The 24,189-nt window shown below is 71.8% G+C and carries 21 protein-coding genes and 1 pseudogene; 5 read left to right on the forward strand and 17 right to left on the reverse strand.

Annotation, left to right across the window (positions count from 1 at the left end; genetic code table 11):
* Positions 1-172: 172 nt before the first annotated feature.
* From ACFY5B_RS07995 to ACFY5B_RS08045, 11 genes are all read right to left on the reverse strand, one after another.
* The gene (locus ACFY5B_RS07995) at positions 173-1,507 is read right to left on the reverse strand and encodes a sulfate adenylyltransferase subunit 1 (protein ID WP_389966107.1); all 1,335 of its coding nucleotides are present in this window, start codon (positions 1,505-1,507) and stop codon (positions 173-175) included.
* Positions 1,508-1,509: 2 nt separating this feature from the next.
* Positions 1,510-2,448: a sulfate adenylyltransferase subunit CysD gene (gene cysD, locus ACFY5B_RS08000; RefSeq protein WP_389966110.1), complete on the reverse strand. Its 939-nt coding sequence runs from the start codon at positions 2,446-2,448 to the stop codon at positions 1,510-1,512.
* Positions 2,445-2,981: an adenylyl-sulfate kinase gene (gene cysC, locus ACFY5B_RS08005; protein ID WP_362239090.1), complete on the reverse strand. Its 537-nt coding sequence runs from the start codon at positions 2,979-2,981 to the stop codon at positions 2,445-2,447. The genes cysD and cysC overlap by 4 nt, the downstream gene beginning before the upstream one ends.
* Before the next feature lie 23 nt (positions 2,982-3,004).
* A complete protein-coding gene (locus tag ACFY5B_RS08010) occupies positions 3,005-3,715 on the reverse strand; it encodes a phosphoadenylyl-sulfate reductase (RefSeq protein WP_389966113.1) in 711 nt (236 codons plus the stop codon).
* On the reverse strand, positions 3,712-3,900 hold the full coding sequence (locus tag ACFY5B_RS08015; protein WP_389966116.1) for a hypothetical protein: 189 nt from the start codon (positions 3,898-3,900) through the stop codon (positions 3,712-3,714). The genes ACFY5B_RS08010 and ACFY5B_RS08015 overlap by 4 nt, the downstream gene beginning before the upstream one ends.
* Entirely contained in the window at positions 3,897-5,594 is a 1,698-nt protein-coding gene (locus ACFY5B_RS08020) for a nitrite/sulfite reductase (RefSeq protein WP_389966119.1), read from the reverse strand. Before ACFY5B_RS08020 ends, ACFY5B_RS08015 begins: the two co-directional genes overlap by 4 nt.
* Positions 5,595-5,722: 128 nt before the next feature.
* Positions 5,723-5,806, reverse strand: coding sequence for a putative leader peptide (locus tag ACFY5B_RS08025; RefSeq protein ID WP_311241247.1), 84 nt, complete (start codon positions 5,804-5,806; stop codon positions 5,723-5,725).
* 125 nt (positions 5,807-5,931) lie between these two features.
* Positions 5,932-6,504, reverse strand: a complete 573-nt coding sequence (locus tag ACFY5B_RS08030; RefSeq protein WP_389966122.1) for a GNAT family N-acetyltransferase — start codon at positions 6,502-6,504, stop codon at positions 5,932-5,934.
* 65 nt (positions 6,505-6,569) lie between these two features.
* Positions 6,570-7,880, reverse strand: coding sequence for a hypothetical protein (locus ACFY5B_RS08035; RefSeq protein ID WP_389966125.1), 1,311 nt, complete (start codon positions 7,878-7,880; stop codon positions 6,570-6,572).
* A 174-nt stretch (positions 7,881-8,054) separates the two neighbouring features.
* Entirely contained in the window at positions 8,055-9,332 is a 1,278-nt protein-coding gene (locus ACFY5B_RS08040) for a GAF domain-containing protein (RefSeq protein WP_389966128.1), read from the reverse strand.
* A gap of 400 nt (positions 9,333-9,732) precedes the next feature.
* On the reverse strand, positions 9,733-11,367 hold the full coding sequence (locus tag ACFY5B_RS08045) for an acyl-CoA dehydrogenase family protein (protein WP_389966131.1): 1,635 nt from the start codon (positions 11,365-11,367) through the stop codon (positions 9,733-9,735).
* 110 nt (positions 11,368-11,477) lie between these two features.
* Here ACFY5B_RS08045 and ACFY5B_RS08050 point away from each other — a divergent pair, with 110 nt between their 5' ends.
* The 5 genes from ACFY5B_RS08050 to ACFY5B_RS08070 all read left to right on the forward strand — a co-directional run bounded on the left by ACFY5B_RS08050 (position 11,478) and on the right by ACFY5B_RS08070 (position 18,348).
* Entirely contained in the window at positions 11,478-12,605 is a 1,128-nt protein-coding gene (locus ACFY5B_RS08050) for a YihY/virulence factor BrkB family protein (RefSeq protein ID WP_389966134.1), read from the forward strand.
* Positions 12,606-12,867: 262 nt separating this feature from the next.
* Complete coding sequence (locus tag ACFY5B_RS08055; RefSeq protein WP_389966137.1) at positions 12,868-16,761, forward strand: hypothetical protein; 3,894 nt, start codon at positions 12,868-12,870, stop codon at positions 16,759-16,761.
* 22 nt (positions 16,762-16,783) lie between these two features.
* Positions 16,784-17,203 carry a hypothetical protein gene (locus ACFY5B_RS08060; protein WP_389966140.1) on the forward strand — a complete coding sequence of 140 codons (420 nt, stop codon included), beginning with the start codon at positions 16,784-16,786 and terminating at the stop codon, positions 17,201-17,203.
* Entirely contained in the window at positions 17,200-17,592 is a 393-nt protein-coding gene (locus ACFY5B_RS08065; RefSeq protein ID WP_389966143.1) for a hypothetical protein, read from the forward strand. The genes ACFY5B_RS08060 and ACFY5B_RS08065 overlap by 4 nt, the downstream gene beginning before the upstream one ends.
* Positions 17,593-17,661: 69 nt before the next feature.
* Positions 17,662-18,348 (forward strand): helix-turn-helix domain-containing protein, encoded by a 687-nt coding sequence (locus ACFY5B_RS08070; RefSeq protein WP_389966146.1) that lies wholly within the window; start codon positions 17,662-17,664, stop codon positions 18,346-18,348.
* Here the strand turns inward: ACFY5B_RS08070 and ACFY5B_RS08075 are convergent.
* From ACFY5B_RS08075 to ACFY5B_RS08100, 6 genes and pseudogenes are all read right to left on the reverse strand, one after another.
* Positions 18,331-18,732, reverse strand: a complete 402-nt coding sequence (locus ACFY5B_RS08075; RefSeq protein WP_389966149.1) for a VOC family protein — start codon at positions 18,730-18,732, stop codon at positions 18,331-18,333. The genes ACFY5B_RS08070 and ACFY5B_RS08075 overlap by 18 nt on opposite strands.
* 73 nt (positions 18,733-18,805) lie before the next feature.
* On the reverse strand, positions 18,806-18,994 hold the full coding sequence (locus tag ACFY5B_RS08080; protein WP_389966152.1) for a DUF397 domain-containing protein: 189 nt from the start codon (positions 18,992-18,994) through the stop codon (positions 18,806-18,808).
* Positions 18,991-19,525, reverse strand: a pseudogene (locus ACFY5B_RS08085) (DUF5753 domain-containing protein); the annotation flags it as partial. The pseudogene ACFY5B_RS08085 and the gene ACFY5B_RS08080, both read right to left, overlap by 4 nt.
* A gap of 271 nt (positions 19,526-19,796) precedes the next feature.
* Positions 19,797-21,050, reverse strand: a complete 1,254-nt coding sequence (locus ACFY5B_RS08090; RefSeq protein WP_389966155.1) for a TolB family protein — start codon at positions 21,048-21,050, stop codon at positions 19,797-19,799.
* 148 nt (positions 21,051-21,198) lie between these two features.
* The gene (locus ACFY5B_RS08095; RefSeq protein WP_389966158.1) at positions 21,199-22,242 is read right to left on the reverse strand and encodes a LacI family DNA-binding transcriptional regulator; all 1,044 of its coding nucleotides are present in this window, start codon (positions 22,240-22,242) and stop codon (positions 21,199-21,201) included.
* A 185-nt stretch (positions 22,243-22,427) separates the two neighbouring features.
* On the reverse strand, positions 22,428-24,107 hold the full coding sequence (locus ACFY5B_RS08100; protein WP_389966161.1) for a glycoside hydrolase family 43 protein: 1,680 nt from the start codon (positions 24,105-24,107) through the stop codon (positions 22,428-22,430).
* Positions 24,108-24,189 lie beyond the last annotated feature (82 nt).

A 24,189-nucleotide genomic window follows, 5' to 3' on the forward strand; every position in this document is an offset into this window, starting at 1 on the left:
CCGGGAGGTCGGCAGGTTTTCGTCTACGGCGGTGGGGGGTGAGGGCGCGCAGGCAGTGCGCGTACGTCAGCGCACACATCGCGCCACTCCGCCCTGCCCGCTGCCGAGGGCACCGCTGCCGACGCGGCCGCCCTCCTTCGCGAACGTGGAGTAGAAGTCGGGAGAGTTCATGTCAGAAGTCCCACCCGTCGTCCTCGGACTCGTCCTTGACCGGCTCCGGGGCCGCGAAGGACTCGCCGACCATGCCGGCGGTGAGGGTCTGCCCGTCGTTCGGGTCGATCAGGATGAACGAGCCGGTGCGGCGTGAGTCGGCGTAGCTGTCGACCGGCAGCGGCTCGGCGGTACGGACCTTCACCCGGCCGATGTCGTTGGCGACGAGCTGTCCCGGGTGCGGGTGCAGGGACAGATCGTCGAGCGTGAGACGGGACGGGATGTCCTTGACGATCGCCTTGACCGTGCGGGTGCCGTGCTTGAGGAGCACCCGGTGGCCCACCGTCAGCGGGGCGTCGGCGACGTGGCAGACCGTCGCCTCGATGTCCTGCGTGGTCGCGGGCGCGTCCTTGCTCGGCACGATCAGGTCGCCGCGCGAGATGTCGATGTCGTCCTCCAGCAGGAGGGTCACCGACTGCGTCGTCCACGCCACGTCGACCGGCTCGCCCAGCAGGTCGATGCCGGAGATCTTCGAGGCCCGGCCGGACGGCAGCACCGTGACCGACTCGCCCACGTGGAAGGAACCGGCCGCGATCTGACCGGCGTACCCCCGGTAGTCCGGGTGGTCCGGGCCCTGGGGCCGGATCACGTACTGCACGGGCAGCCGGGCGTGGCAGTGGCTCAGGTCGTGGCTGACCGGCACCGTCTCCAGGTGCTCCAGCACCGTCGGGCCGCCGTACCAGTCCATGCTCGCGGAAGGCTCCACCACGTTGTCGCCGACGAGCGCCGAGATCGGGATCGCGGTGACCTCCGGGACGCCCAGCTCGGTCGCGTACGCCGTGAACTCCTCGGCGATGGCGGCGAACACCTTCTCCTCGTAGCCGACGAGGTCCATCTTGTTGACGGCCAGGACCACGTGCGGCACCCGCAGCAGGGCGGCGATGGCCGCGTGCCGGCGGGTCTGCTCGACCACGCCGTTGCGGGCGTCGACCAGGATCACCGTCAGCTCGGCGGTGGAGGCGCCGGTGACCATGTTGCGCGTGTACTGCACATGGCCCGGGGTGTCGGCGAGGATGAACCGCCGCCGGGGCGTGGCGAAGTAGCGGTACGCCACGTCGATGGTGATGCCCTGCTCCCGCTCGGCCCGCAGGCCGTCGGTCAGCAGCGCGAGGTCCGGGGCCTCCTGGCCGCGGCTCGCGGAGACGCGCTCCACGGCCTCCAGCTGGTCGGTCAGGACCGACTTGGAGTCGTGCAGCAGCCGCCCGACGAGCGTGGACTTGCCGTCGTCGACGGAGCCGGCGGTGGCGAACCGCAGAAGCGTCGTTTCCGCGAGTTCCTCGGTGGTGATGGTGCTCATCTCTAGAAGTACCCCTCGCGCTTGCGGTCTTCCATCGCGGCCTCGGACATCTTGTCGTCGGCGCGGGTGGCGCCGCGCTCGGTGAGCCGGGAGGCGGCGATCTCCACGATCACCTTCTCGATGGTGTCGGCGTCGGAGTCCACCGCGCCGGTGCAGGACATGTCACCCACGGTCCGGTAGCGCACGAGCCGCTTCTCGACGCTCTCGCCGTCCTTCGGTCCGCCCCACTCGCCGGCGGTCAGCCACATGCCGCTGCGGGAGAACACCTCGCGCTCGTGTGCGTAGTAGATCTGCGGCAGCTCGATGCCCTCGCGGGCGATGTACTGCCACACGTCCAGCTCGGTCCAGTTGGACAGTGGGAACACGCGGACGTGCTCACCGGGCGCGTGCCGGCCGTTGTAGAGGTTCCACAGCTCCGGGCGCTGGCGGCGCGGGTCCCACTGGGAGAACTCGTCGCGCAGGGAGAACACCCGCTCCTTGGCCCGGGCCTTCTCCTCGTCGCGGCGCCCGCCGCCGAAGACGGCGTCGAACTTCTCCGCCTGGATCTTCTCGGTCAGCGGCAGCGTCTGCAGCGGGTTGCGGGTGCCGTCCGGGCGCTCCTTGAGGACACCGCGGTCGATGTAGTCCTGCACGGACGCGACGTGCAGCCGCAGCCCGTGCTTCTCGACCGTGCGGTCGCGGTAGTCGAGGACCTCGGGGAAGTTGTGGCCGGTGTCCACGTGCAGCAGCGAGAAGGGCACCGACGCCGGCCGGAAGGCCTTCAGCGCCAGGTGCAGCATGACGATGGAGTCCTTGCCGCCGGAGAACAGGATCACCGGCCGCTCGAACTCGCCCGCCACCTCGCGGAAGATGTGCACCGCCTCGGACTCGAGGGCGTCGAGGTGGGAGAGCGCGTACGGGCTTTCGGTCCCCTCGGAAACGGTGGCGACGGTCGTCGTCATGCCAGTCCCCTTTCGCTGAGCAGGGCGTACACGGACGCCGCGGACTCCTGCACGGTCTGGTTCTGCGACTCGATGCGCAGGTCGGGCGACTCGGGTGCCTCGTACGGGTCGTCGACTCCGGTGAGCCCGGTGAGCTCGCCCGCGGCCTGCTTGGCGTACAGCCCCTTCACGTCCCGCTCGCTGCACACCTCGACGGGCGTGGCCACGTGGACCTCGACGTACCCGGTGCCGTTCGCCTGGTGGCGCTTGCGCACCGCCTCCCGGCTGTCCTGGTACGGCGCGATGACCGGGACGAGGGCCAGCACACCGTTGCGGGCGAGCAGTTCGGCGACGAAGCCGATGCGCTGCACGTTGGTGTGCCGGTCCTCGCGGCTGAAGCCGAGGCCCGCCGAGATGAACTCGCGGATCTCGTCGCCGTCGAGCACCTCGACCCGGTGGCCCTCCTCGCGCAGGCGGCCGGCCAGTTCGTAGGCGATCGTGGTCTTGCCGGCGCTCGGCAGACCCGTGAGCCAGACGGTGGCTCCGGTCGTCACGTCACTCTCCTGAATCGTCGTCGTCATCCGTGCAGCCCGCACTCGGTCTTGCTGCGGCCGGCCCAGCGGCCGGCGCGCGCGTCCTCGCCCTGAAGGACCCGGCGGGTGCAGGGGGCGCAGCCGACGGAGGCGTAGCCGTCCATCAGCAGCGGGTTGGTGAGCACACCGTGTTCGGTGACGTAGGCGTCCACGTCGTCCTGGGTCCAGCGGGCGATGGGGGAGATCTTGACCTTCTGCCGCTTCTCGTCCCAGCCGACCACCGGGGTGTTCGCCCGGGTCGGGGACTCGTCACGGCGCAGACCGGTCGCCCAGGCCTGGTAGTCCTTCAGCCCCTCTTCCAGCGGCTGCACCTTGCGCAGCTTGCAGCAGAGGTCGGGGTTGCGGTCGTGCAGCTTCGGGCCGTGCTCCGCGTCCTGCTCGGCGACCGTCTGGCGCGGGGTCAGGGTGATGACGTTGACGTCCATCACCGCGTCGACCGCGTCACGGGTGCCGATGGTCTCCTCGAAGTGGTAGCCGGTGTCGAGGAAGACCACGTCGACGCCGGGCATCGCCCGGGAGGCGAGGTGGGCGACCACCGCGTCCTCCATCGAGGAGGTGACGCAGAAGCGCTTGCCGAACGTCTCGGCCGCCCATGTGAGGATCTCCAGGGCGGAGGCGTCCTCCAGGTCGCGGCCCGCCTGCTCGGCGAGCTTCTTCAGGTCCTCGGCGGTGCGCTCTTCCTGAACGGTCGTCATATCTGTGCCCCTCCGGATTCGGATCGCTGCGCTCCCCGGGACAGCAGCCCGAGGAACTTCAGCGAGAAGGCCCGGCTGCACGCCGCGCATTCCCACGCGCCGTGCCTGCCCTCCGCGGCCTCGCTCGGACGCAGGTCCTCGTCACCGCAGTAGGGGCAGTAGAACGGGGCGGCTCGCTCGCTCACGACAGGGCCTCCTCGCCGGCCCGCGCCGCCCAGGTGGCGAACCGCTCGCCGTCCTCGCGCTCGGCCTGGAACCGCTTCAGGACGCGCTCGATGTAGTCCGGCAGTTCCTCGGAGGTGACCTTCAGGCCGCGCACCTTGCGGCCGAAGCCGGCCTCCAGGCCCAGCGCCCCGCCCAGGTGCACCTGGTAGCCCTCGACCTGCTCGCCCTGGTCGTTGAGCATGAGCTGGCCCTTGAGACCGATGTCCGCGACCTGGATACGGGCGCAGGCGTTCGGGCAGCCGTTGAGGTTGATGGTGAGCGGCTCGTCGAAGTCCGGCAGACGGCGCTCCAGCTCGTCGATCAGCTGAGAGCCGCGCTGCTTGGTCTCGACGATGGCGAGCTTGCAGAACTCGATGCCGGTGCAGGCCATGGTGCCGCGCCGGAAGGTGGAGGGCCGGGCGGTCAGGTCGAGCGCCTCCAGGGCCTCGACGAGCGACTCGACCTGGTTCTCCTCGACGTCGAGGACGATCATCTTCTGCTCGACGGTGGTACGCACCCGGCCCGAGCCGTGGGCCTCGGCGAGGTCGGCGATCTTCGTGATCGTCGCGCCGTCGACGCGTCCCACGCGCGGGGCGAAGCCGACGTAGAAACGGCCGTCCTTCTGCCGGTGCACACCGATGTGGTCGCGCCACAGCTGGGACGGCTGCTCCGGGGCGGGCCCGTCCACCAGCTTGCGCTTGAGGTACTCGTCCTCCAGGACCTGCCGGAACTTCTCGGCGCCCCAGTCGGCGACGAGGAACTTCAGGCGGGCGCGGGTGCGCAGCCGGCGGTAGCCGTAGTCGCGGAAGATCGAGATGACGCCCTCGTAGACGTCCGGGACGTCGTCGATCGACACCCAGGTGCCCAGCCGCACGCCCAGCTTGGGGTTGGTGGACAGGCCGCCGCCGACCCACACGTCGAAGCCGGGGCCGTGCTCGGGGTGGACGACACCGACGAACGCGACGTCGTTGATCTCGTGCACCACGTCCAGCACCGGCGAGCCCGAGATCGCCGTCTTGAACTTGCGGGGGAGGTTGGAGTACGCCGGGTTGTTCAGGACGCGGCGCTTCATCTCCTCCAGGGCCGGGGTGGCGTCGATGATCTCGTCCTCGGCGATGCCCGCCACCGGCGAGCCGATCATCACACGCGGGGTGTCACCGCAGGCGGTGACCGTCGACAGGCCCACGCCCTCCAGCCGGTTCCAGATCTCGGGGACGTCCTCGATGCGGATCCAGTGGTACTGGACGTTCTGCCGGTCCGTGATGTCGGCGGTGCCGCGCGCGAACTCCTGCGAGATCTCGCCGATGACCCGCAGCTGACGCGTGGTCAGCGCACCGCCGTCGATTCGCACGCGCAGCATGAAGTACTCGTCGTCCAGCTCCTCCGGCTCCAGGACGGCCGTCTTGCCGCCGTCGATGCCGGGCCTGCGCTGGGTGTACAGACCCCACCAGCGCATACGGCCGCGCAGGTCGTTGGGGTCGATCGAGTCGAAGCCGCGCTTGGAGTAGATCGTCTCAATGCGTGTCCGCACATTGAGACCGTCGTCGTCCTTCTTGAACTGCTCGTTGCCGTTCAGTGGGGTGTGGTGCCCCACGGCCCACTGGCCCTCACCGCGGTGACGGCTCACCTTGCGGCGGGGAGTCGCGGCGGCAGGCTTCTGCGGGGTGGCGGCCATGGTTGATACGTCCTTCGGGACAGGCGGGAAAGCGGCTCTGACCTGCGCGTGCGCGCATGGGTATACGTGCGCGTCATTGCGCGGGCAAGGAGAAGAGGAAGGGGATGTCGGGCGCGGGCTGAGTACGCTCAGTGCGCCGGACAGATGGCGCTGGACATGCGGCCGAGGTCGACGTGCCGCCGACTCACCAAGGCAATTCCAGTTCCAGACATGACGGAAGCGTGTCACGGCGATCTGGACACAGTCCAGCTTTGTCCAAGATTCGGACACCCTTGTCTCGCACAGCAAGACAAGGGTGGTGTTGGTCACATCGGGCGCCCCGAGGTGTCCGTCCAGGTCAGGCGGGGAACGCCCCAGGCCAAGGTCCCGGAGCGGCGACTTCCGCCTCCTCCTCGACCTTGGTGTCGAACAGCTTGAAGCCCCGCCGCCGGTAGTTGTCCATCGCGTGCTCGCCGTCCTTGCTGCAGGTGTGCAGCCAGACCCGCTTGGTCGGCGTCAGTCCCGCCCAGCGGTCCGCGAGGTCCCAGGCCCGGGCCGTGCCGTACGACAGCAGGTGCCCGCCGATGCGCCGACCGCGGAAGGCGGGGAGCAGTCCGAAGTAGACGATCTCCACGACCGCGTCGTCCTGCGCCTCCAGCTCCACGAATCCCGCGGGCGTGCCCCGGTCGTACGCCACCCACGTCTCCACGCCGGGCCGCTCCAGGTGCTCCACCCACCGCGCGTACGACCAGCCGAGCCGGTCGGTCCAGAGGATGTCGCCGCCCACCGACGCGTACAGGTACCGGCTGAACTCGGGCGAGGGCACCTCGGCGCGGACGATCCGGACGTCCCCGTCCGGCGCGACCGCCGGCAGCAGGTCGGTCGGCGCGGTCTGCTCCAGGGACCAGGTGGTCACGGCGATGGTGGTCATACGGGTCAGAAAATCATCTGACCCACTCGTCTGTCGATCGGTCCCGTGCTCCGCCGGGGGGCCGGTCAGCGCAGCGCCCGGTCGACCGACGCCAGCGGCAGCGCGAACAGCATCCGCCCCGACTGGGACCAGACCTCGCCGGTCTCCTCCCAGTAGGACAGGGAGCCGGATCCGCCGCTCCAGCAGCTCCGCGTCTCGTCCGCGCCGCACTCCGCCGCCCGGGCGCCCTCGGTGTCCTGGCGCCACAGCGTCCCGTGCCCGCCCGGACTGCCCACCGCGCGGTCCAGGTACCAGCGCGAGCGGTACGCCAGCACACCGCGCACCTCGGTCGTCTTGGTCTCGTACGCCTCGGTCGGAACCGCCTGCCCCGAGGGCTCGGTGGTGAGCGGGCCGGAGCGGTCGGGGTCCCGGCTCAGCGCGTAGCGCCACAGCCGGGTGCGCCGGTCGCCGTCCGCCGGCGCCCACTCGCTCGCGACCAGACTGTCCGGGGAGGTGCTGCGGTCCAGGGAGACGGTGGCGGGGCGGGATGTGCCGCTGCCGCCGGGCAGGGTGTACGAGCCGACGGCCGGCAGCACGAAGCGGTAGCCGTGCGCCGCCCAGCCGCCCCGCACCCGGCCGACCGCGTCGGACTCGACGGTGGCGCGCTGGATGCGGTTCATGTCGTACACGTACAGCGCGTCCCGGCCGCCCTCGCGGGTCGTCACCAGCAGCTTGTCCTGGTACCAGACCATGCCGGACAGGGGAGAGACCAGCCCGCGGTAGTCCCGCCCGCCGTCCACCGGCACGGCCAGCAGGGCCCAGGTGTAGCGCAGCGCGCCGGGGTCGTTCGCGTCGACGAAGGCGACCTTGGCCAGGCCCTGCCCGGGGGCCGGACCCTCCATCGAGCCGCCCTCGGCGCCACGGGTCCAGCCGGAGAGGATCACGCGGTTGCCGCCCCAGCGGCCGTCGTCGTCCGCGTCGCCCGAGGTCGTGACCGCGCCGGCCCGCCAGTCCCGGGTGTCGGAGCCGCCGAAACAGTACGCGCGGGTGGCCGCCGGTTCCACCGGCAGGCTGCGCTTCTCGGCGGTCGAGCAGCCGGCCGCGTCCCGCAGCGGGAGGTCCGCGCCCTCCAGGACCGTGCCCACGCCGACCGGGCGGCCCATCTTCGACGCGAGCCGGTCCAGCCACCGCCCGGGCACCCGGTGCTCGGCCAGGGCCGGCTGCCCGGCCCCGTCGGACGCGGCGACCGGCTTGAGGGCCCCGGGAGCGTCGGCGACGGTGGCCTGCGAGGCGCTGATCAGGGTGGCGGCGGCGGTGAGCGCGAGAGCCGTCCCGGCCAGGGTCGCGCGCAGCGCCCTGCCCCGCCTGCGCCGCCGGTGTCTGCCGCGATGCTTCATAACGTCCTCCCGAGACGGACCAACTGCGCCTGATGATCCGCACGTTGACGGAGGAGCAGGTGGGGTGGTCCGTAGAGGGATGCTACGGCAGGTGAGCGGTGCCGCGGACGAAGACCCCGCAAATATGCGAAAGATGCACCCCTCGGGGCGGCTTGTAGGCACGCGCGGTGAACCTCAGGGCGCCGCTGCGGCCACGCGTCGCCTGCTCACCGCCGGTGCGGCCGAGTGCGGCAGCAGATCCCGGGGGTCTGCAGGAAGCAGCACCTCGACCTCGGCCCCCTCGGCGAACCGGTAGGGCCGGTGTTCCAGGAACGCCCCCAGATACCGCCGCACCCGCGACATCTCGGCACGCACCGTCACCGTGCGGGCCGGATCCCCGAACACGTCCCCGGCCAGCTCCGAGGCGCTGCGGCCGGAGCGGTGGACGGCGAGGAGATACAGCAACTCCGCGTGCCGGGGACTCAGTTCCCGCACCCACGAGCCGGCTCCGCCGCGCACCTCCACCGACCGGCGCCGGGCCTGCCCGAGGTCCAGGACGATCCTGGCCGGACCGTGCGGCACCGGCTGGTCGGCGGCCGCCCGCACCAGCCAGCCCCCGGCCAGCGGCTCCACCGAGCACGGCCCGAGCGCCGGCAGCCGTATCGGGCCCGCCGACAGCGACTTCGGCAGGGCCACGCGCCGCACGTACGGCATCCCGCTGACCGCGGCGGTCCAGCCGTCCGGGTCGACGACCAGGGCACGGCCGCCGAGCCGGGCCAGCACCGGAGCCGCCACCGCGCGCAACCGCTCCAGCGACTCCGAGTGCATCTCCCGCAGCCGGGCCTCGGCCAGTCTGGCCACCGAACCGACCCAGGCGAGCGTGGCCGGATGCATCGTCTCCAGCGGCCCGCTCACGTCCACCACGCCGAGCAGCCGCCCGTCCCGCGGATCCGTCAGAGGGGCGCCCGCGCAGGTCCAGCCGGCCTGCGAGCGCACGAAGTGCTCGGAGGCGAAGACCTGCACGGGCCGGCGGACCACGGCGGGGGTGCCCACGCCGTTGGTGCCGACGACGTCCTCACGCCAATCGGCACCCAGCTCGAAGCCGAGCCCGTCCGCCTTGCGCAGCACCGGGGGGCTGCCCTCACGCCACAGCACCCGGCCGTCCTCGTCGGCCACCACCATGATGTGGTGGGCGACGTCCGCGGCCGCCAGCAGGCCCTCCCGCAGCACCGGCAGCACATGGCGCAATACCGATGTCTCGCGCCGCCGCTGCACCTCCTCGCGGGACAGCGGGTCCGCCCGCACGTCGTGGTCCGGGTCGATGCCGCCGCGCAGCATCCGCTCCCAGGACCGCTCGATCACCGGCCGCGGTGACACCGGAGTGGGCTGCCCGGACAGCCGCGCCGCGCGGACCTCGCTGAGGACCCGGGCCGCCCGTGTGCTGTCGACGGCGGCCAAGTGCGTGACGTCCATGCGCGTGCGCCCCCCGGAGTCGCTTTTGACTGTCCGTCTCATAGTGCCGCCTGCCCGGGGCGGGCGCGTACGGTCCGCACACAGTCAGCAGCAAGTTGCAACCCCCTGCAACCCTGGTGGACGGCCCGGCCGTGTCCGAAACTTGATCCGCGCCGTCCCGAGCGGCGTTCAGCGGCTCGAACGGGCCAGTGCGGCGGGGGTGGTGCCGTGTCGGCGCAGCACCACCCTCGCTCTTCGCGACTGCCGAACCCTCGCGGCGGAACCTTCGCGGACGAGGAACTCTCGCGGCTGCGGAACCTTCGCGGACGAGGAACTCTCACGGATGCGGAACCTTCGCGGCTGCCGAACCTTCGCGGACGAGGACCTCGGCGTACAGGGTGACGCGGATCAGCGGGCCGGATCAGGACACCGGCCGGGCCCGCTCCACCACCGACGCCAGATCCAGCGTGTGCGGCAGCGTCCCGAAGGCCGCACCCCCGTCACCGCCGAGCCGCCCCGCGCAGAACGCGTCGGCGACCTGCGGCGGCGCGAAACGGACCAGCAGCGACCCCTGGAGCACCAGTGCGAGCCGCTCCGTCAGCCGCCGGGCCCGCCCCTCCACGCCCTCCAGATCGGCGAGTTCGGTCAGCAGGCTCTTGATGGCCCCGTCCAGGCGGTGATCGGCGCCGCGCGCCTGCCCCACCTCCCGCAGATACGCGTCCAGCGCCCCCGGCTCCCGCTGCAACGCCCGCAGCACGTCCAGCGCCTGGACATTGCCCGCGCCCTCCCAGATCGAGTTCAGCGGCGACTCGCGCACCAGCCGCGGCATCTGGGACTCCTCGACGTAGCCGTTGCCGCCGAGGCACTCCGCGGCCTCCACGGCGACGGGCGGGCACCGCTTGGTCACCCAGTACTTGGCTGCCGGCACCGCGATCCGCAGCAGCGCCCGCTCCTGCTCGCCGCCGTCGTCGTAGGCCGCGGCGAGCCGCAGCGCCAGAGTCGTCGCCGCCTCCGACTCGAGCGCCAGGTCGGCGAGGACGTTGCGCATGAGCGGCTTGTCGGCGAGCTTCCCGCCGAACGCCTCGCGGTGCGTGCAGTGGTGCACCGCCTGCGCCACGGCCTGCCGCATCAGCCCCGCCGAGCCGAGCACACAGTCGAGCCGGGTCGCCGCGACCATCTCGATGATGGTGCGCACCCCGCGCCCCTCCTCGCCGACCCGGCGCGCCCAGGTCCCGTCGAACTCGACCTCGGCGGAGGCGTTCGACCGGTTGCCCAGCTTGTCCTTGAGGCGCTGGATCCGGAACACGTTGCGCGAGCCGTCCCGGAGCACCCGCGGCACCAGGAAGCAGGTCAGCCCGCCCGGAGCCTGCGCCAGCACCAGGAAGCCGTCGGACATGGGCGCCGAGCAGAACCACTTGTGCCCGGTCAGCTCGTACGTCCCGTCCTCGGCGAGGGGCCGCGCCGAGGTGCGGTTGGCCCGGACGTCGCTGCCGCCCTGCTTCTCCGTCATCCCCATCCCGAACAGCGCCCCGGCCTTCTGGTCCGCCGGCCGCAGCTCCTGGTCGTAGACCATGGACGTCAGCCGGGGCTCCCACTCGGCCGCCAGGTCCGGGTCGGCGCGCAGGGCGGGCACCGCCGCGTGCGTCATCGACAGCGGGCAGCCGTTGCCCGCCTCGACCTGCGTCCACACCACGAAGGCGGCGGCCCGCCGCAGATGCCCGGCCGGGCGGCCCCAGGCGGCCGTCAGACCGGCCGAGACGCCCTTGCCGAGCAGCCGGTGCCAGGAGGGGTGGAACTCGACCTCGTCGAGGCGGTTGCCGTACCGGTCGTGCGTCAGCAGCCGCGGCGGGTTCTCGTTGGCCAGCCGCCCCCACTCCTGCACCTGGGCCGAGCCGGAGGTCCGGCCGAGCGCGGACAGCTCGCCGAGGACCTCCTCGCGCGGGCCCGGATCCAGATGCCGGTCGACCGCCTCGGCCAGGGCCCGGTCGGCGGAGAAGACGTCGTACCCGACCAGAGGCGGGACCTGGTTCGTCACGGTGTGGGTGCTGCCTGCCATGCTGCGAACGTACCCCGCGGTAGCACCTTGGCACCCGGTGGACCCGGCCCGGTCCGCGAAGACCCGGCCTGTGGGTGAGTGGGGCAGGGCACGGCGGATACCGTTAGGGGGTGCAGCCAGCAAGTGAAACCCCCGACACGCCCTCCGGGCGCCTCCACCGGGCGCGGGCCCTTTACCGGAACGTCTCCAAACGCAGGACCGCCTGGCTGTTGGTCAAGGACACCGTCAATTCCTGTGTCGAATACCGCATCCTGGGCCTCGCGGCCGAGGCCGCGTTCTTCACTCTGCTGTCGGTGCCGCCGCTGCTGCTGAGCATGATCGGACTGCTCGGCTACGTCGACGCCTGGACCGGCGCCGACACCATCCAGAGCCTTCAGACCAACCTCCTGGAGGCCTCACGCACGGTCCTGTCCGACCAGGGCGTCCGCGAGATCGCCCAGCCGATCCTGCACGATGTGATGAAGGGCGGCCGGCCGGACGTCATCTCCATCGGCTTCCTGTTCGCCCTGTGGTCGGGCTCCCGCGCGGTGAACGTCTTCATCGACACCATCACCGTGATGTACGGCCTCGACGGCGTCCGGGGCATCGTCAAGACCCGCCTGATGGCCTTCCTGCTGTTCATCGTCGCCCTGCTGATCGGCTCGGTGGCGCTGCCGCTGATGGTGGCCGGGCCGGACGCGGTGGTGCGGATCGTGCCCTGGTCGACGACCGTCGTGCAGGTCCTGTACTGGCCCACGGTGATCCTGCTGTCGATCGCCTTCCTGACGACGCTGTACCACGTGTCCGTCCCGGTCCGCTCCCCGTGGATCGAGGATGTGCCCGGCGCGCTGGTCGCCCTCGGCATGTGGGTGCTCGGCAGCTTCCTGCTGAGGATCTACCTGACCAGCACGGTCGAGGGCCCCACGATCTACGGCTCCCTCGCCGCGCCCGTCGCCGTGCTGCTGTGGATCGGTGTGTCCGCGTTCGCCGTGCTCGTCGGGGCCGCCGTCAACGCCGCCATCGACCGGGTCTGGCCGGCCGCCGCCACGGCCGCGGCCCGCGAGGCCAACGAGCGGCTGCGGCAGGCCCAGGTCGCCGAGTACGTGGCCCGCGCCAGTGCCGCGGGCGAGGCCGACCCGGACATGCCCTCCGAGTTCCCGGAACGCTGGTCCCGCTTCCTGCCGCCGGAGGACGTGACGTCGCGGTTGCGGACGCACGTGAAGAGCACGCACCCGCCGCACAAGCGGGAGGACTCCTAGGTTCCCGAGCATCGGGCGTGGCCGAAAGTAATCGAACTCCGGACCGAATCGCGCGTTCCGTGAGGATCATTCGGTTGCCATGATGAGCGCGTCCCCGAGGGGAGGGGGCGCGGGGGTGCGTGCTGACCACACGCGAGAACGGGGACATCTGTACCGGGGGCTTCTCTCTTTCCGTACATCTCTGGCTTTTTCTGCGCCGTGTCTTGCCGCAATCGTGCCTTTCCCTCGTGGACGGACTGACCATCCACAGAGAGGCGTCGGCGTGCGCACAGCACGAAGAGAACCCCGAAGAGAACCCCGAAGAGGACCACGAAGAGGGACCTTCCGCAGTGGCCTGGCGGCCACCGCACTGACCACCGCGGCGGTCGTACTCGGCGGCCTTGTCACCGCCGCCCCCGCCGTCGCGGACGAACCGGGTGACAATCCCGCCAACCCCTACGAACGCACCCTGCGCATCAGCCTGGGCGCCCAGGCCCGCAAGGACCGCTGCCAGGCCGGGCAGGCCGTGCACTACGGCGGCCCCGAGCTGAAGTCGGTCACGGCGGCGAAGCTCACCGGCACGGACGCCGGACTGCGCGAGTACGTACGTCCGGATGCCCTCGGCGGCGAGTGGGACCAGGCCGCCGACCGCGACCGGGACGCGGGGATCGCCGCCCTGCGCGCCTTCGAGGCCCGGCAGACGAAGCTGGACGAGAGCAACCAGCCGTACCGCTCGGTGAATTCCTCCGGCGGCCGCGACTTCTGGGCCCCCGAGTTCGGCGAGGACATCGTCACCTTCACCCTCCGCGACCAGGAGAAGCTGTACAACAAGAACTCGGATGCGACCCCGCGTCCCGGCAAGGCCGCCCTGGACAAGGCGCGGCAGGTCTTCGACGCGTTCAGCACCGGCGACGACGCCTGGGCGGGCGCGTACAAGGACGTCGCGGGGCGCGCGTTGTTCGGTACGGATTCCTGGGATCGGGCCTCGGCCAACGACATCGCGACCTTCCTGCGCTTCGGTGGCTTCGCCACCCAGGCTCCCGAGCCGGACTCGCTGGAGTTCCGCACCGAGGTCGAGGCCCTGAAGCAGGCCTGGGCGGCCTGTGACAGCGACAACCCCATCGACCACTACCGGGTGCTGACTGGCCCCGTCCTCCAGGCGTACTCGGAGTGGGAGACCGAATACACCGGCCAGGCCGAACAGCGCAAGCTGATTCTCGCCGCCGAGGCCTCCGCGTCCAAGGAGACGCGGATCGCCACCGAGGCGATGATCGAGTCGGTGCGCCAGGCGTGGCTCGCGGACCAGATCCTGTACTGGCAGAAGCACTGGGCGGCCAACAAGGACGCCCTGAACTACCCCAGCAAGGCCACCTTCACCAAGGCGACGGCCGACCTGAACGCGGCGAAGACGGCGGCCGCCAAGCAGGTGGCCCTTGCGGACGCCGCCGCGGCACGGGCCAAGACCGCCGCGAGCAGTGCGACCGCGGCACAGCAGAAGGCGTGGGAGATCGCCGACGCCGCGAAGCAGCCGCGCGGCCGGGGCCTGCTCTACGCGCAGCAGTCCGTTCAGGTCGCCAAGGCCTCCGCCGCGGCCGCGCAGGCGGCGGCGAAGGCCACGCTGACCGCGTCGAACGCGGCGAAGGCCACCGTGGCCGATTCCCAGACGCTGCTGGCGCTGGCCAAGACGCAGACGCACGCGCTGAACACCGAGTTCCGCAAGGCGGCCGCGCTGGAGGCCAAGGCACAGGCGAAGGCGGCCGCCGAGTCCGCCGCGAAGCAGGCCGAGGAGGCCGCCGCCAACGCGGCCACGGCCAAGCAGGCCCGCGCCACCGCGGAGAAGGCGGAGCAGGACGCCAAGGCGGGCGCGGCCGAGGCGAAGCGGCAGCGGGGCATCGCGGAGGCCGAGAAGGCCAACGCCGAGCGGGAGCGGGACAACGCGGCGCGCGAGCGGCAGAAGGCGCAGGCCGCGGAGGCGCGGGCGCGCGACGAGCAGGACAAGGCCGCGCAGGCCCGCTCGGCCGCCGGTACGGCGGGTACGACGGCGAGCGAGAAGGCTGCCGTGGCCGAGGAGGCCGAGCGTCGCGCCTACGAGCTGCGTGACGAGGCGGTCAAGGCCGAACGCGAGCGGGACGCCACCCGGTCGCGGGCCGCGGCCCTGGAAGCGGCTGCCGCGGCGGCCGAGGGCACGGCGGCGGCCGGTGAGACCCGGGCGGCGGCCACGGAGGCGCGGAGCGCCGCCAACACTGCGGCGGGTGCCGCGACGCGAGCCAGGTCGGCGGCGAACGAGGCATCGACGGCCGCGGTGAACGCACGTGCGGCTGCGACCCGCGCCGAGGGCGCGGCCAAGCGCTCCCGTTCCGCTGCCGACGCGGCCTGGTCGGCGTACCAGAAGACCAGCGCGGCGGCGGCCACCGCCCACGCGGCGGCCGCCGAGGCGATCGACGCGGCGGCCGCCGCGAAGGCGAACGCCGAGAAGGCCGATGCCGACGCGAAGAAGGCCCAGGCCGCCGCGATCAACGCGCGCAAGCAGGCCACCGCGGCGGTGGCGGAGGCGGCCAAGACGGCCGCCTGGGCGGCGAAGACCGCCGGGTTCGCCGCCGCCACGGCCCAGTACGCGCAGGCCGCGCGGGACGCGGCCACCGCCACCACGAAGGCGGCCGACAAGGCGATCAGCCTCGGCTCCCCCTACCGTGAGACGGACTCCGCGGCCGCGTTCGCGGTGCTGATCGGCCAGACCTCCAAGACCCTCGCCGAGCAGCAGGCCGCCGCGGCCAAGGCCAAGTCGGACGAGGCGAAGAAGGCGGCGGCCCAGGCCAAGGCCCTGGCCGACAAGGCGGCCGGTGACGCCAAGATCGCCCTCCAGGCGGCGGCCGACGCCGCGATGTACGCGGAGAAGGCACAGGACTCCGCGGACGCGGCCCGTGCCTCGGCCGCTGCGGCGGCCATCGACGCGAAGGCGGCGAAGAAGGCCGACGCGAACGCCCAGAAGTACGACGAGCAGGCGGGCGTGGACGCGGTCCACGCCGGTTTCGCCGCGAACGACGCCGAGTCGGCGGCCGCCCAGGCCGACCGCGAGGCCACCGACGCCGAGCGCGACGCCGCGAGCGCCCGCTCCGCCGCGTCCTCCGCCGAATCCGACGCCGCCGCGGCGGACCTGATCGCCACCCACGCGGAGTCGGACGCGACCAGGGCTGAGAAGTCCGCCGCCAACGCGGAAGGCGCGGCCAAGGACGCCGACGCGGCTGCCACCCGCGCCGAGGAGGCCCAGCGCAAGGAACTCGAGGAACTCCGCAAGGAGCGCGCGGAGAAAGCTCCCGATCTCGGCGCCGACCTCTCCAGTGACGAGGAAGCGGCACTGCTGCGCATGTGCGGCCAGGAGTGCGTGGACCAGTACCGGGCCGCGCGCGCCCTCGCGGGCCAGAGCCTGCTGGACTGGGTGAAGGCCAATGGCGGCCAGATCCTGCTCGACCACATCGGCTGGACCGACGTCAAGAACTGTCTGACCAAGGGCGATGTCGAGAGCTGCCTGTGGACCCTGGTCACGGCGGTCGGCGTGGCCATCCCGGTCACCAAGATCCCAGCGCTGGGCAAGGCGATCATCAAGATCGCCACAGGCGTCGTCGGCTTCTTCGAGAAGTCGGCCCAGGCGAAGCGGACTCTCGACAAGCTCCGGAAGCTCGCCGAGAAGGCGAAGAGGGAACCGGACCTGCCGCCCTGCGCGAAGAAGAAGTCCGTGAAGGTGGCGGCGTTCACCAGTCCGGTGTCCTTCGCCCAAGGGTCCGCGACTGCGGCTGCGGCCTCGGGCGACGACGAGCCGGACGTGTGCAGCCTCGACCCGCAGAAGGCCCTGCCCTACGAGATCCTGGACAAGATCGACGAGAAGTACGGGCCCGACGTGGCGGACGGCGTCGAGTACCAGTGGCAGCGGATGATGGGGAACAGCAAGGAAGCCGGCGACCACAACATCCCGGGGGTCGGCCGTGACCTGACGGCGATGGCCGAGTACTTCAAGAAGTGGCGCGGAAAGGCCACCCACAAGGACTCGGACACGGGTAACGGCGTCGCCTACGACGGGGACAAGGGCGTGGTCGTCATCATCACGGCCCGGTTCATCCACGGATACAAGATGTCCGAGGCCGACTTCCTGAAGGCGGGAAAGTATGTGCCGAAAAAGTAGCGAAGCGGGAGGAGGAACACGTATGCGAACGGAGTTCGAGCTGACCCGCGACGGGGAGGATTTCGTCGCGCGGCTCGACCCGTCCCAGGCGAGCGCCCTGGGGGAGGCGCTGAGCTATGCGCGCCGCGGCAACGCCGGTGACGCGTACCTGAGAGTGCTGCTCGGCGCCGGCCGCGACGTGGTCGACGGCCTGGTGCAGCGCCTGCGGGGTCCCCACACCGAGCCGCTCGACGTGCGACTGCGGCCGGAGGAACTGCATGTCGTGCTGAGCGCGCTGACGAATGCCGCGGCGCATTTCGTCTCCCCCGACGGCCGGTTTCCCCAAGAGCCCTTTCTCATCCGGCTGGGATTCTTCCGGGAGAACTTCGACGCCTTGGCCCTGGCCATCGTCAACGCGGCCTACCGGGCGTACGAGACTGGAGCCGACGAGGTGACCGAGTGAGACTGCGTATCCGCCTCACCCGTGACGGAGAGGAGTTCATCGCCCGGCTTCGCCCGTACCACGCCGATGTCCTCCACCGGGCACTGACCTGCCTGCGGGCCCAGCGGCACGGAGACACGGCCCTGGCCGTACAGGTCGGCGCGGGTCCGGAAGGGGTGGACGCCCTCGCCGCACGTCTCGCGGGGGACCACTCGACCTCGTTCGACCTGCGGCTGTCCGCGGTTGAGGTGCACCTCCTCCACAGTGCGCTGACGGCCGTGCCGCTGATGTTCCTGGACGGCGAGGACCGTCTGTTCTCGGCAGAGCGGTTCCACCAGGAGACGGGCTCCTTCAGGGAGCATTTCGACTCCCTGGCGCGCAGCCTCGTGGAAGAAGCCTCCGAGGCATGATCATGACGAGGGCCCGGAGACCTGTGCTCCGGGTCCTCGTCCCGTTCCGCTACGGCGTAGCCTCGATACGTGTATGCGGAGCGCACGTCCCGGCTGGCCGGTGCGGTGGTGTGGACGAACACCCCGGCCGGCGGCGGTGCGGGGCGCATCCTGCCCGACGGGTGTATGGATCTGCTCTGGAACGAGGGCCGGCTGCTGGTCGCGGGCCCTGACACGCGGGCGTACGTCACCGAGGGCGAACCCCGCAGCTGGGCGGGGATCCGCTTCTACCCGGGCACCGCGCCCGCCCTCCTCGGCGTACCCGCCCACGAACTGCGTGACCGCCGCGTCGCCCTCGCCGACCTGTGGCCCGCCCCGGAGGTACGCCGCCTCACGGCACGGGTGAACGGGGCTCCAGACCCGGCGAGCGGCCTGGAGCAGGTGGCCCTGGCGTGCGCGGCCGACGCCGAGCCTCCTGACCCACTGCTCCGGCAGGTCGTCGCCGCGCTCGACGCGGGCCGCCCGGTCGCCGCGACCGCCGACGAACTCGGCCTCGGCGCACGGCAGTTGCACCGCCGCTCACTGGCCGCCTTCGGCTACGGCCCCAAGACGCTGGCCCGGGTACTGCGGATGCGACGCGCCCTCGCACTGGCCCGGAACGGTGTGCCCCTCGCGGAGACGGCCGCCCGGGCCGGGTACGCGGACCAGGCCCATCTGGCCCGGGACGTCAAGGACTTGGCGGGTGTGCCGGTACGTGCCCTACTGGGCGGCCGGTAGGGGAGCGAAAAGATCGACACCGTTGCCGTCCGGGTCGGTCACCACCGCGTACCGCTGCCCCCAGAAGGCATCCCAGGGTTTGAGCTCGCCGTGGTAACCGGCGCCCACCAGCTCCTCGTACAGAGTGTCCACCTCCTTCGGGCCGTCGCACAGGAAGGCCAGCGAGGACCGGCCCCCGCCGCTGGGCGGTTGCCATCCGGGGTGGAACGAGCGCACCGTCTCCTCGGTGTCGAGCAACAGCCGAAACCCACCCGGCAGTTCGGCCTCGACGTGCGGCTGCGCCTCGGATCCCTCCGGGAAGGGGAGCCCGAGGCGACGGTAGAAGGTCACGGACGCGGCCATGTCGGAGACGACGAGGCCGATGGCGTTGAATCGTGCGGTCATGCGGCCACCGTAGGCAGGGCCTGGCGGGCCGGTCTTGAAGGAATCGGACAGGCGGGCCGCCACCTGTCCGTTCTCAGGCCTCGTCGTCGGGCAGCTTCAGGAACGCGGTCCAGGCGGACGGGGTGACGGTGAGGTGAGGTGCGGTGGGAGTCTTCGAGTCGCGGATGTGGACGGTGGTGGGGCGGGTGGCGACTTCGAGGCATGCGCCGCCTTCACTGCCGCTGTAGCTGGACTTGAACCATTCAAGCGCGGTGCCGCTCATTGCTCTCCCAGAAGACGGTCCAGCAGGTCCCTCGTGTCCTCGGTGATAAGGGCCTCTGTCGGCAGCCTCGCATACTTCTGATTGAGGATCGCCACTTCGTCCGGGTCACCGATCAGCTGGCTGCCCCGATGGGCTCCGGTGTAGGCCAGCCGCTGATGCTCCGGTGTCTCCAGCAGGATGAACGGTCCGTCCAGCCCGGCATGCGAGGTGCGTCCCAGTGGCAGGACCTGCAAGGTGAGGCCGGGAAGATCGGCGTACTCGCGTGGTGCCGCAACTGTTCGACGTATACCTCCCGTCCGCCCAGCCGATCCCGCAGCGCTGCCTCCCAGACCACGAGACCCGTCGTCGGAGGCACCTTCCGGTGCAGGATCTCCCGCCGCTCGATGCGTGCCGTCACCAACTGCTCGATCCGGTCCTCGTCGACACAGGCACGCGGCTTCGGAAGACCGCCCGTGCATACGCCTCGGTCTGCAGCAGGCCAGGGATCACCTGGCTCTCGTACCAGGAGATGGCGATCGCCTCCCGCCTCCGTGCCGTCGAGTCGTGCTCATGCGGTCCAACTCCCCACCCGCGCAGGTACGTTCACCGTCGTGCGCCCGTACAGACGCGCTGTACGGGCGCACGCACTGTTCCATGATGGGGCTAGGAGGGCTGTATGCCTCGACGTCGAGGTCGTCGCGCCGGCCGAACTGCGCCACGTCATGGCCGAAACCGTAGGCGCACTCGCCAGGGCCTACGGACCGGCCTCCCCCCCCAGGACCACCTTCAGGCGGCCGTGGAGCAATGTCGTTCGCGCGGGCCGTCACCGCACGCGCGTCACGACCGCCTGCCGCTCGCTGAAGCCGTTCTCGCCCTGGAGGTCGAGCCGCTCCCCGTCGAAGGCCACGACACGGCCCCGGGCGTCGATGCTCGGACGGGCGGCGGGCCGCTGGTTCACCGAGCCGTCGGGGCGCGCGCTGAGCAACTCCACCCGGCCGGTGCGCAGATCACGCCAGTAGACGACCTGAAGCGGGCGCTGACCGACCTCCGACTTGGTCGCGGTGAAGGCGATCCGGCTGGCATCCGCGCTCGGCCGGGGGTTGTGCGCGCCGTACTTCGGGTCCGGGGCCGGCACGGGCCGCAGGGTGCCGCGCCGCAGGTCCCGTAGGAAGACGCCTCCGGCATCGCCGGAGCCATCCGGGGGCCCGGTCCGGCACCCCCAGTTGAACGCGACGTGGCGGCCGTCGGCGCTGATCCGAGGATCACTCACCCCGCTCTCCAAGGGGTCTCCCGTGCACTCGATGTCCGCGCGGATCCGCTCACCCGTCCGCCGGTCGAGGACGTAGACACCCTCGTGGTCCTCGCCGGGATCGGTTCCCGCGTCCCACACGGCGTAGGCGACGCGGCTGCCGTCGTGGCTCAGTGTGGGGGAGATGAGGTCCTGTTCGCCGCTGGGCAGCGGGTGGTCGATCCAGGTACCGGTGTCGCGCCGGAGGTCGCGCACGTAGATCCGGGATCGGTCGCCGGTCCCGGCCGGCTGCCCGGTGAAGGTCAGGTACCGTCCGTTTCCACTGAGGACCGGTGTCGACACGCGGCGGAGGGCGGGGTCGGTCGACTCGTCGATTCGTTCCGTGCGGCCCGTCCGGGTGTCATGGACGTAGGCCGGGAGTGTCACGTCCCGGGGCGGCGGCCAGGTGTTCGGGGGCAGCGCGGCGAACGCCACCCGGGTGCCGTCCCCGCTGATCGACGGCGTCCCGAAGGCCACCCCCTCGCCCTCGCCGCCGGGGACGTCGCTGACCCAGCGGAGCTTCCCGGTCCGCAGGTCCTTCACGTAGACATCGGCGGTGCTGTCGGTGTCGCCGGGCGCCAGGTTCGTGGCCCAGGACAGGAACGCGACGTGCCTCCCGTCGGCACTGACCACGGGGTCCGACGACGCTCCGTTCCCCTTCACACCGTTGGCAGTGAGGTCGACGAACTCCAGGCCCGGTCTCAGCTCTGACGCCTCAGCGGGCACGGCCGACGCCACCGCGCACAGGGATGCGACGGCGGCGACGGCCGCGCGTAACGCAAAACGCATTCTTCCCCCCCGGTAGACACGTCCCCTCGCCCCTGCGGCAAGGGGCCCGCCCTCATGCAACGGCCGCATCGGCCCCAGGTCAATGCGCTCTTTTCCGTACAACATAAATGCGTGGCCGTCCGTCCGCGCCCGCGAGGGAGGCGCGGCCCTACACCCGCCGCGCCGCCGTGCTCGCCCGCTCCACCAGCCGTGTCGACAACTCCGTGCGTGTGCTCTCCGGGCGATGGCCGTCCATCATGCGCAGCAGCGACCGCAGGGCCGTGGCCGCCATCTCCGACAGCGGCTGGCGCACGGTGGTCAGGGCGGGGGAGGCCCAGCGCGCCTCGGGCAGGTCGTCGAAGCCGACCACGCTGATGTCGTCCGGAACCCTCAACCCCCGTTCCGCCAAGGCCTCGTAGACGCCCAGTGCCATCCGGTCCGAGCAGACGAAGACGGCGGTCGGCGGCTCGGGCAGGTCGAGGAGTTCCAGCATGCGGCGGCGGGCGACGCTCTCGTCGAAAGCGGCGTGCCGGACGTACTCGGCGCGGTGCCGGATTCCTGCCGACGTGAGCGCCGAGCGGTATCCGGCGACCCGCGCGCTGCTGCACATCGTGCGCCGGGGACCGGCGATGACGGCGACCCGCTCGTGGCCCAGGGACAGCAGGTGCTCCGTGGCGGTCAGGCCGCCCTGCCAGTTCGCCGCCCCCACCGAGACCACGCCCTCCGGCGGCTCCTGCACCGGGTCGATCATCACGAACGGGATGCGGTGCTGCTCCAGCCACGCGTACTGCGAGTCGCTCAGCTCGGCCAGGTTGAACAGCACGCCGGACGAGCCCCGGGCGACCAGCTTGTCCAGCCAGCCGCGTTCGGGGCGGCCGACCCGGGAGCGGATCAGCGCCGCCGACACCACGACCTCCAGGCCCGCGTCGTGGGCCGCCTCCTCCACGCCGTGCAGCACCGCGCCCGACCAGGAACTCTCCAGCGAGTGCACGACCAGGTCGATCAGCCGGGGTGCCTTCGCCGCGTCGAAGCGGGGTCTGCGCACATACCCGAGCCGGTCGAGCGCCTCGGTCACGCGGCGGCGGGTCTCGGGTGCCACGTCCTCGCGGCCGTTGACCACCTTCGACGCGGTCGGCACCGACACCCCCGCCTCGCGAGCCACGACCGCCAGCGTCGGACCGGCCGTCACGCTCGCACTCGCCGTACGGACCATCGGGAACCCACCTCTCCGGCCCGCCCGAGGGCCGTGGAAAGTTTCGACCAGCGCTGCACACGGCGGTCACGGGGTCCGGCCGCGCAGAAAGCGCTTCCTATCGTAGATGGGGCGCAGGACGGCGGGAAGACAACTGAATTCACTGCTTCGCGCCGGTCAAAACTTTCGAAACCCCGAACACGGCCTCAGCGGGGTGTGCAGGTCAGCCGAAACCCGGTGAAGTCCGCCGTGAACGCCGCGTCCACGAGGTCCCGGGCGTGGATCCCCGCCATCGCGCCGGTGAACCGCAGCCGGGAGCCGTGGTCGTCGGACAGCCGGCCGAAATCCAGCGCCGGCCCGACCGCCGTACGCACCCCGTCGCGGACGTACCAGAAACGGGCGTCGGCCCCCTCGACCGTCACCCCCAGCGTCACCGGCCCCCTGTCCACCCGCCGGCCCACCAGTCCGTCCACCGGCCCGTCCCCCTGTCCGTCCACCCGCCCCTCCACCCGTCCGTCCACCGGCACGTCGACGACGGCGATCTGCCGCTGCCCGTCCTCGCCACGCTCGACGAGACTGAGCACCGTACGGCCACGGCCACGGCCTCCTGTCCCGCTCCACTGCTGTCCGCGCTGCGGTTCGCCCTCCGGCTCCGCCCACGTCAGGTCCAGGGCGAGATACGCCTCGGGGTTGTACCAGAGCACCAGACCGGCCGCCTGCGTGAAGGTCACCGGCCGTGCCTCCACGGTGACTTCGGCCTCCGCGTGGTGCTCGGTGACACGCTGGGCCAGCAGGGAGGCCGCCCACCGGGACTCCGGCCCGTGCCGGCCGCGCAGCCGGATCCACCCGGGGCGGACCGTCGTATCGGCCCAGGACGGGTCCGGCGGCTCGCGCAGGGTGCTCCACGGCCAGGACAGGTCCGCCGGCGGTGCGGCCGGTGGCAGCGGGTGCGGACGCGTCGGCACGTCGACCTCGACCGCGGGGTGCCACCCGCCCTGCCGCAGCCGGGGCCAGCCCTCCGCGTCCCAGGTCACCGCCTGGATCGCGGTCTCCCGGCCGAGGGTGCAGCGGCGGCCCCGCGGGGTGTGCAGCGGACGGGCCGTCAGATGGCTGAGCAGCCACTGTCCGTCCGCCGTCTCGACCAGCTCACCGTGCCCGGCCTTCTGCAACGGCACCCTCGGATCGTCCCGGGTCGTCAGCAACGGCCGTTCGTCCAGCTCGTACGGCCCCGTCAGCTCCTTGCCGCGAGCCACCCGCACCCCGTGTTCCCAGCCCGTTCCGCCCTCGGCGAGCACCAGGTAGTACCAGCCGTCGCGCCGCAGCAGCTTCGGCCCCTCGATCAGCCGGTCGTGCTGGAGCAGCAGGTGCGTGCCGCCGACGGGTTCCAGCGTGTCCCGGTCCAGCTCGGTCGCGACGATCCCAGCGAACCGCTCACCCCCGGGCCGGTGGTCGTTCTGCAGGTTCAGCAGCCACAGCCGGCCGTCCTCGTGGAACAGCGCCGGGTCGAAACCGTGGCTCGCGACCCGGCGCGGGGCGCTCCACTCACCGCCGACGCGGGAGGCCGTCGAGATGTACGTGTCGAGGTCGAAGTAGGGGGTGCCGACCGAGCGCACGACGGTGTACGTCACCCAGAACCGTTCCCCGTCCCAGCTCAGCGACGGGGCCCAGACGCCACCCGAGTCGGGCACCCCGGCCAGCGAGTCGCCAGGCGCCGCCCCCCGCACATGGCCCGCGTACTCCCAGTGGGCCAGGTCCCGGGAGCGGTGCAGCGGGATCGTCGGGAACCACTCGAAGGAACTGGTCGCCACGTAGTACCAGTCGCCGACCCGCACCAGCGACGGATCGGGGGCGAAGCCGCGGAGGACGGGATTGTGCAGGACGGTCACGCGAGGGCTCCCGGAGCGTCGGCCGCCCTGGGGGCCGCAGGGAGTCAGGGTCACCTGCGGCCCCCAGGAGTCGGGGGATACG

The sequence above is a fragment of the Streptomyces sp. NPDC013187 genome (assembly GCF_042899705.1).
In the GTDB taxonomy this organism is placed as follows: Bacteria; Actinomycetota; Actinomycetes; order Streptomycetales; family Streptomycetaceae; genus Streptomyces; species Streptomyces hawaiiensis_A.

Excerpts from the sequence above, each read along its gene's own strand:
- ACFY5B_RS07995 (WP_389966107.1), bottom strand. The coding sequence starts at position 1,507 with ATGAGCACCATCACCACCGAGGAACTCGCGGAAACGACGCTTCTGCGG.
- cysD (WP_389966110.1), bottom strand. The coding sequence starts at position 2,448 with ATGACGACGACCGTCGCCACCGTTTCCGAGGGGACCGAAAGCCCGTAC.
- ACFY5B_RS08010 (WP_389966113.1), bottom strand. The coding sequence starts at position 3,715 with ATGACGACCGTTCAGGAAGAGCGCACCGCCGAGGACCTGAAGAAGCTC.
- ACFY5B_RS08020 (WP_389966119.1), bottom strand. The coding sequence starts at position 5,594 with ATGGCCGCCACCCCGCAGAAGCCTGCCGCCGCGACTCCCCGCCGCAAG.
- ACFY5B_RS08025 (WP_311241247.1), bottom strand. The coding sequence starts at position 5,806 with ATGTCTGGAACTGGAATTGCCTTGGTGAGTCGGCGGCACGTCGACCTC.
- ACFY5B_RS08030 (WP_389966122.1), bottom strand. The coding sequence starts at position 6,504 with ATGACCACCATCGCCGTGACCACCTGGTCCCTGGAGCAGACCGCGCCG.
- ACFY5B_RS08035 (WP_389966125.1), bottom strand. The coding sequence starts at position 7,880 with ATGAAGCATCGCGGCAGACACCGGCGGCGCAGGCGGGGCAGGGCGCTG.
- ACFY5B_RS08040 (WP_389966128.1), bottom strand. The coding sequence starts at position 9,332 with ATGGACGTCACGCACTTGGCCGCCGTCGACAGCACACGGGCGGCCCGG.
- ACFY5B_RS08045 (WP_389966131.1), bottom strand. The coding sequence starts at position 11,367 with ATGGCAGGCAGCACCCACACCGTGACGAACCAGGTCCCGCCTCTGGTC.
- ACFY5B_RS08060 (WP_389966140.1), top strand. The coding sequence starts at position 16,784 with ATGCGAACGGAGTTCGAGCTGACCCGCGACGGGGAGGATTTCGTCGCG.
- ACFY5B_RS08075 (WP_389966149.1), bottom strand. The coding sequence starts at position 18,732 with ATGACCGCACGATTCAACGCCATCGGCCTCGTCGTCTCCGACATGGCC.
- ACFY5B_RS08080 (WP_389966152.1), bottom strand. The coding sequence starts at position 18,994 with ATGAGCGGCACCGCGCTTGAATGGTTCAAGTCCAGCTACAGCGGCAGT.
- ACFY5B_RS08090 (WP_389966155.1), bottom strand. The coding sequence starts at position 21,050 with ATGCGTTTTGCGTTACGCGCGGCCGTCGCCGCCGTCGCATCCCTGTGC.
- ACFY5B_RS08095 (WP_389966158.1), bottom strand. The coding sequence starts at position 22,242 with ATGGTCCGTACGGCGAGTGCGAGCGTGACGGCCGGTCCGACGCTGGCG.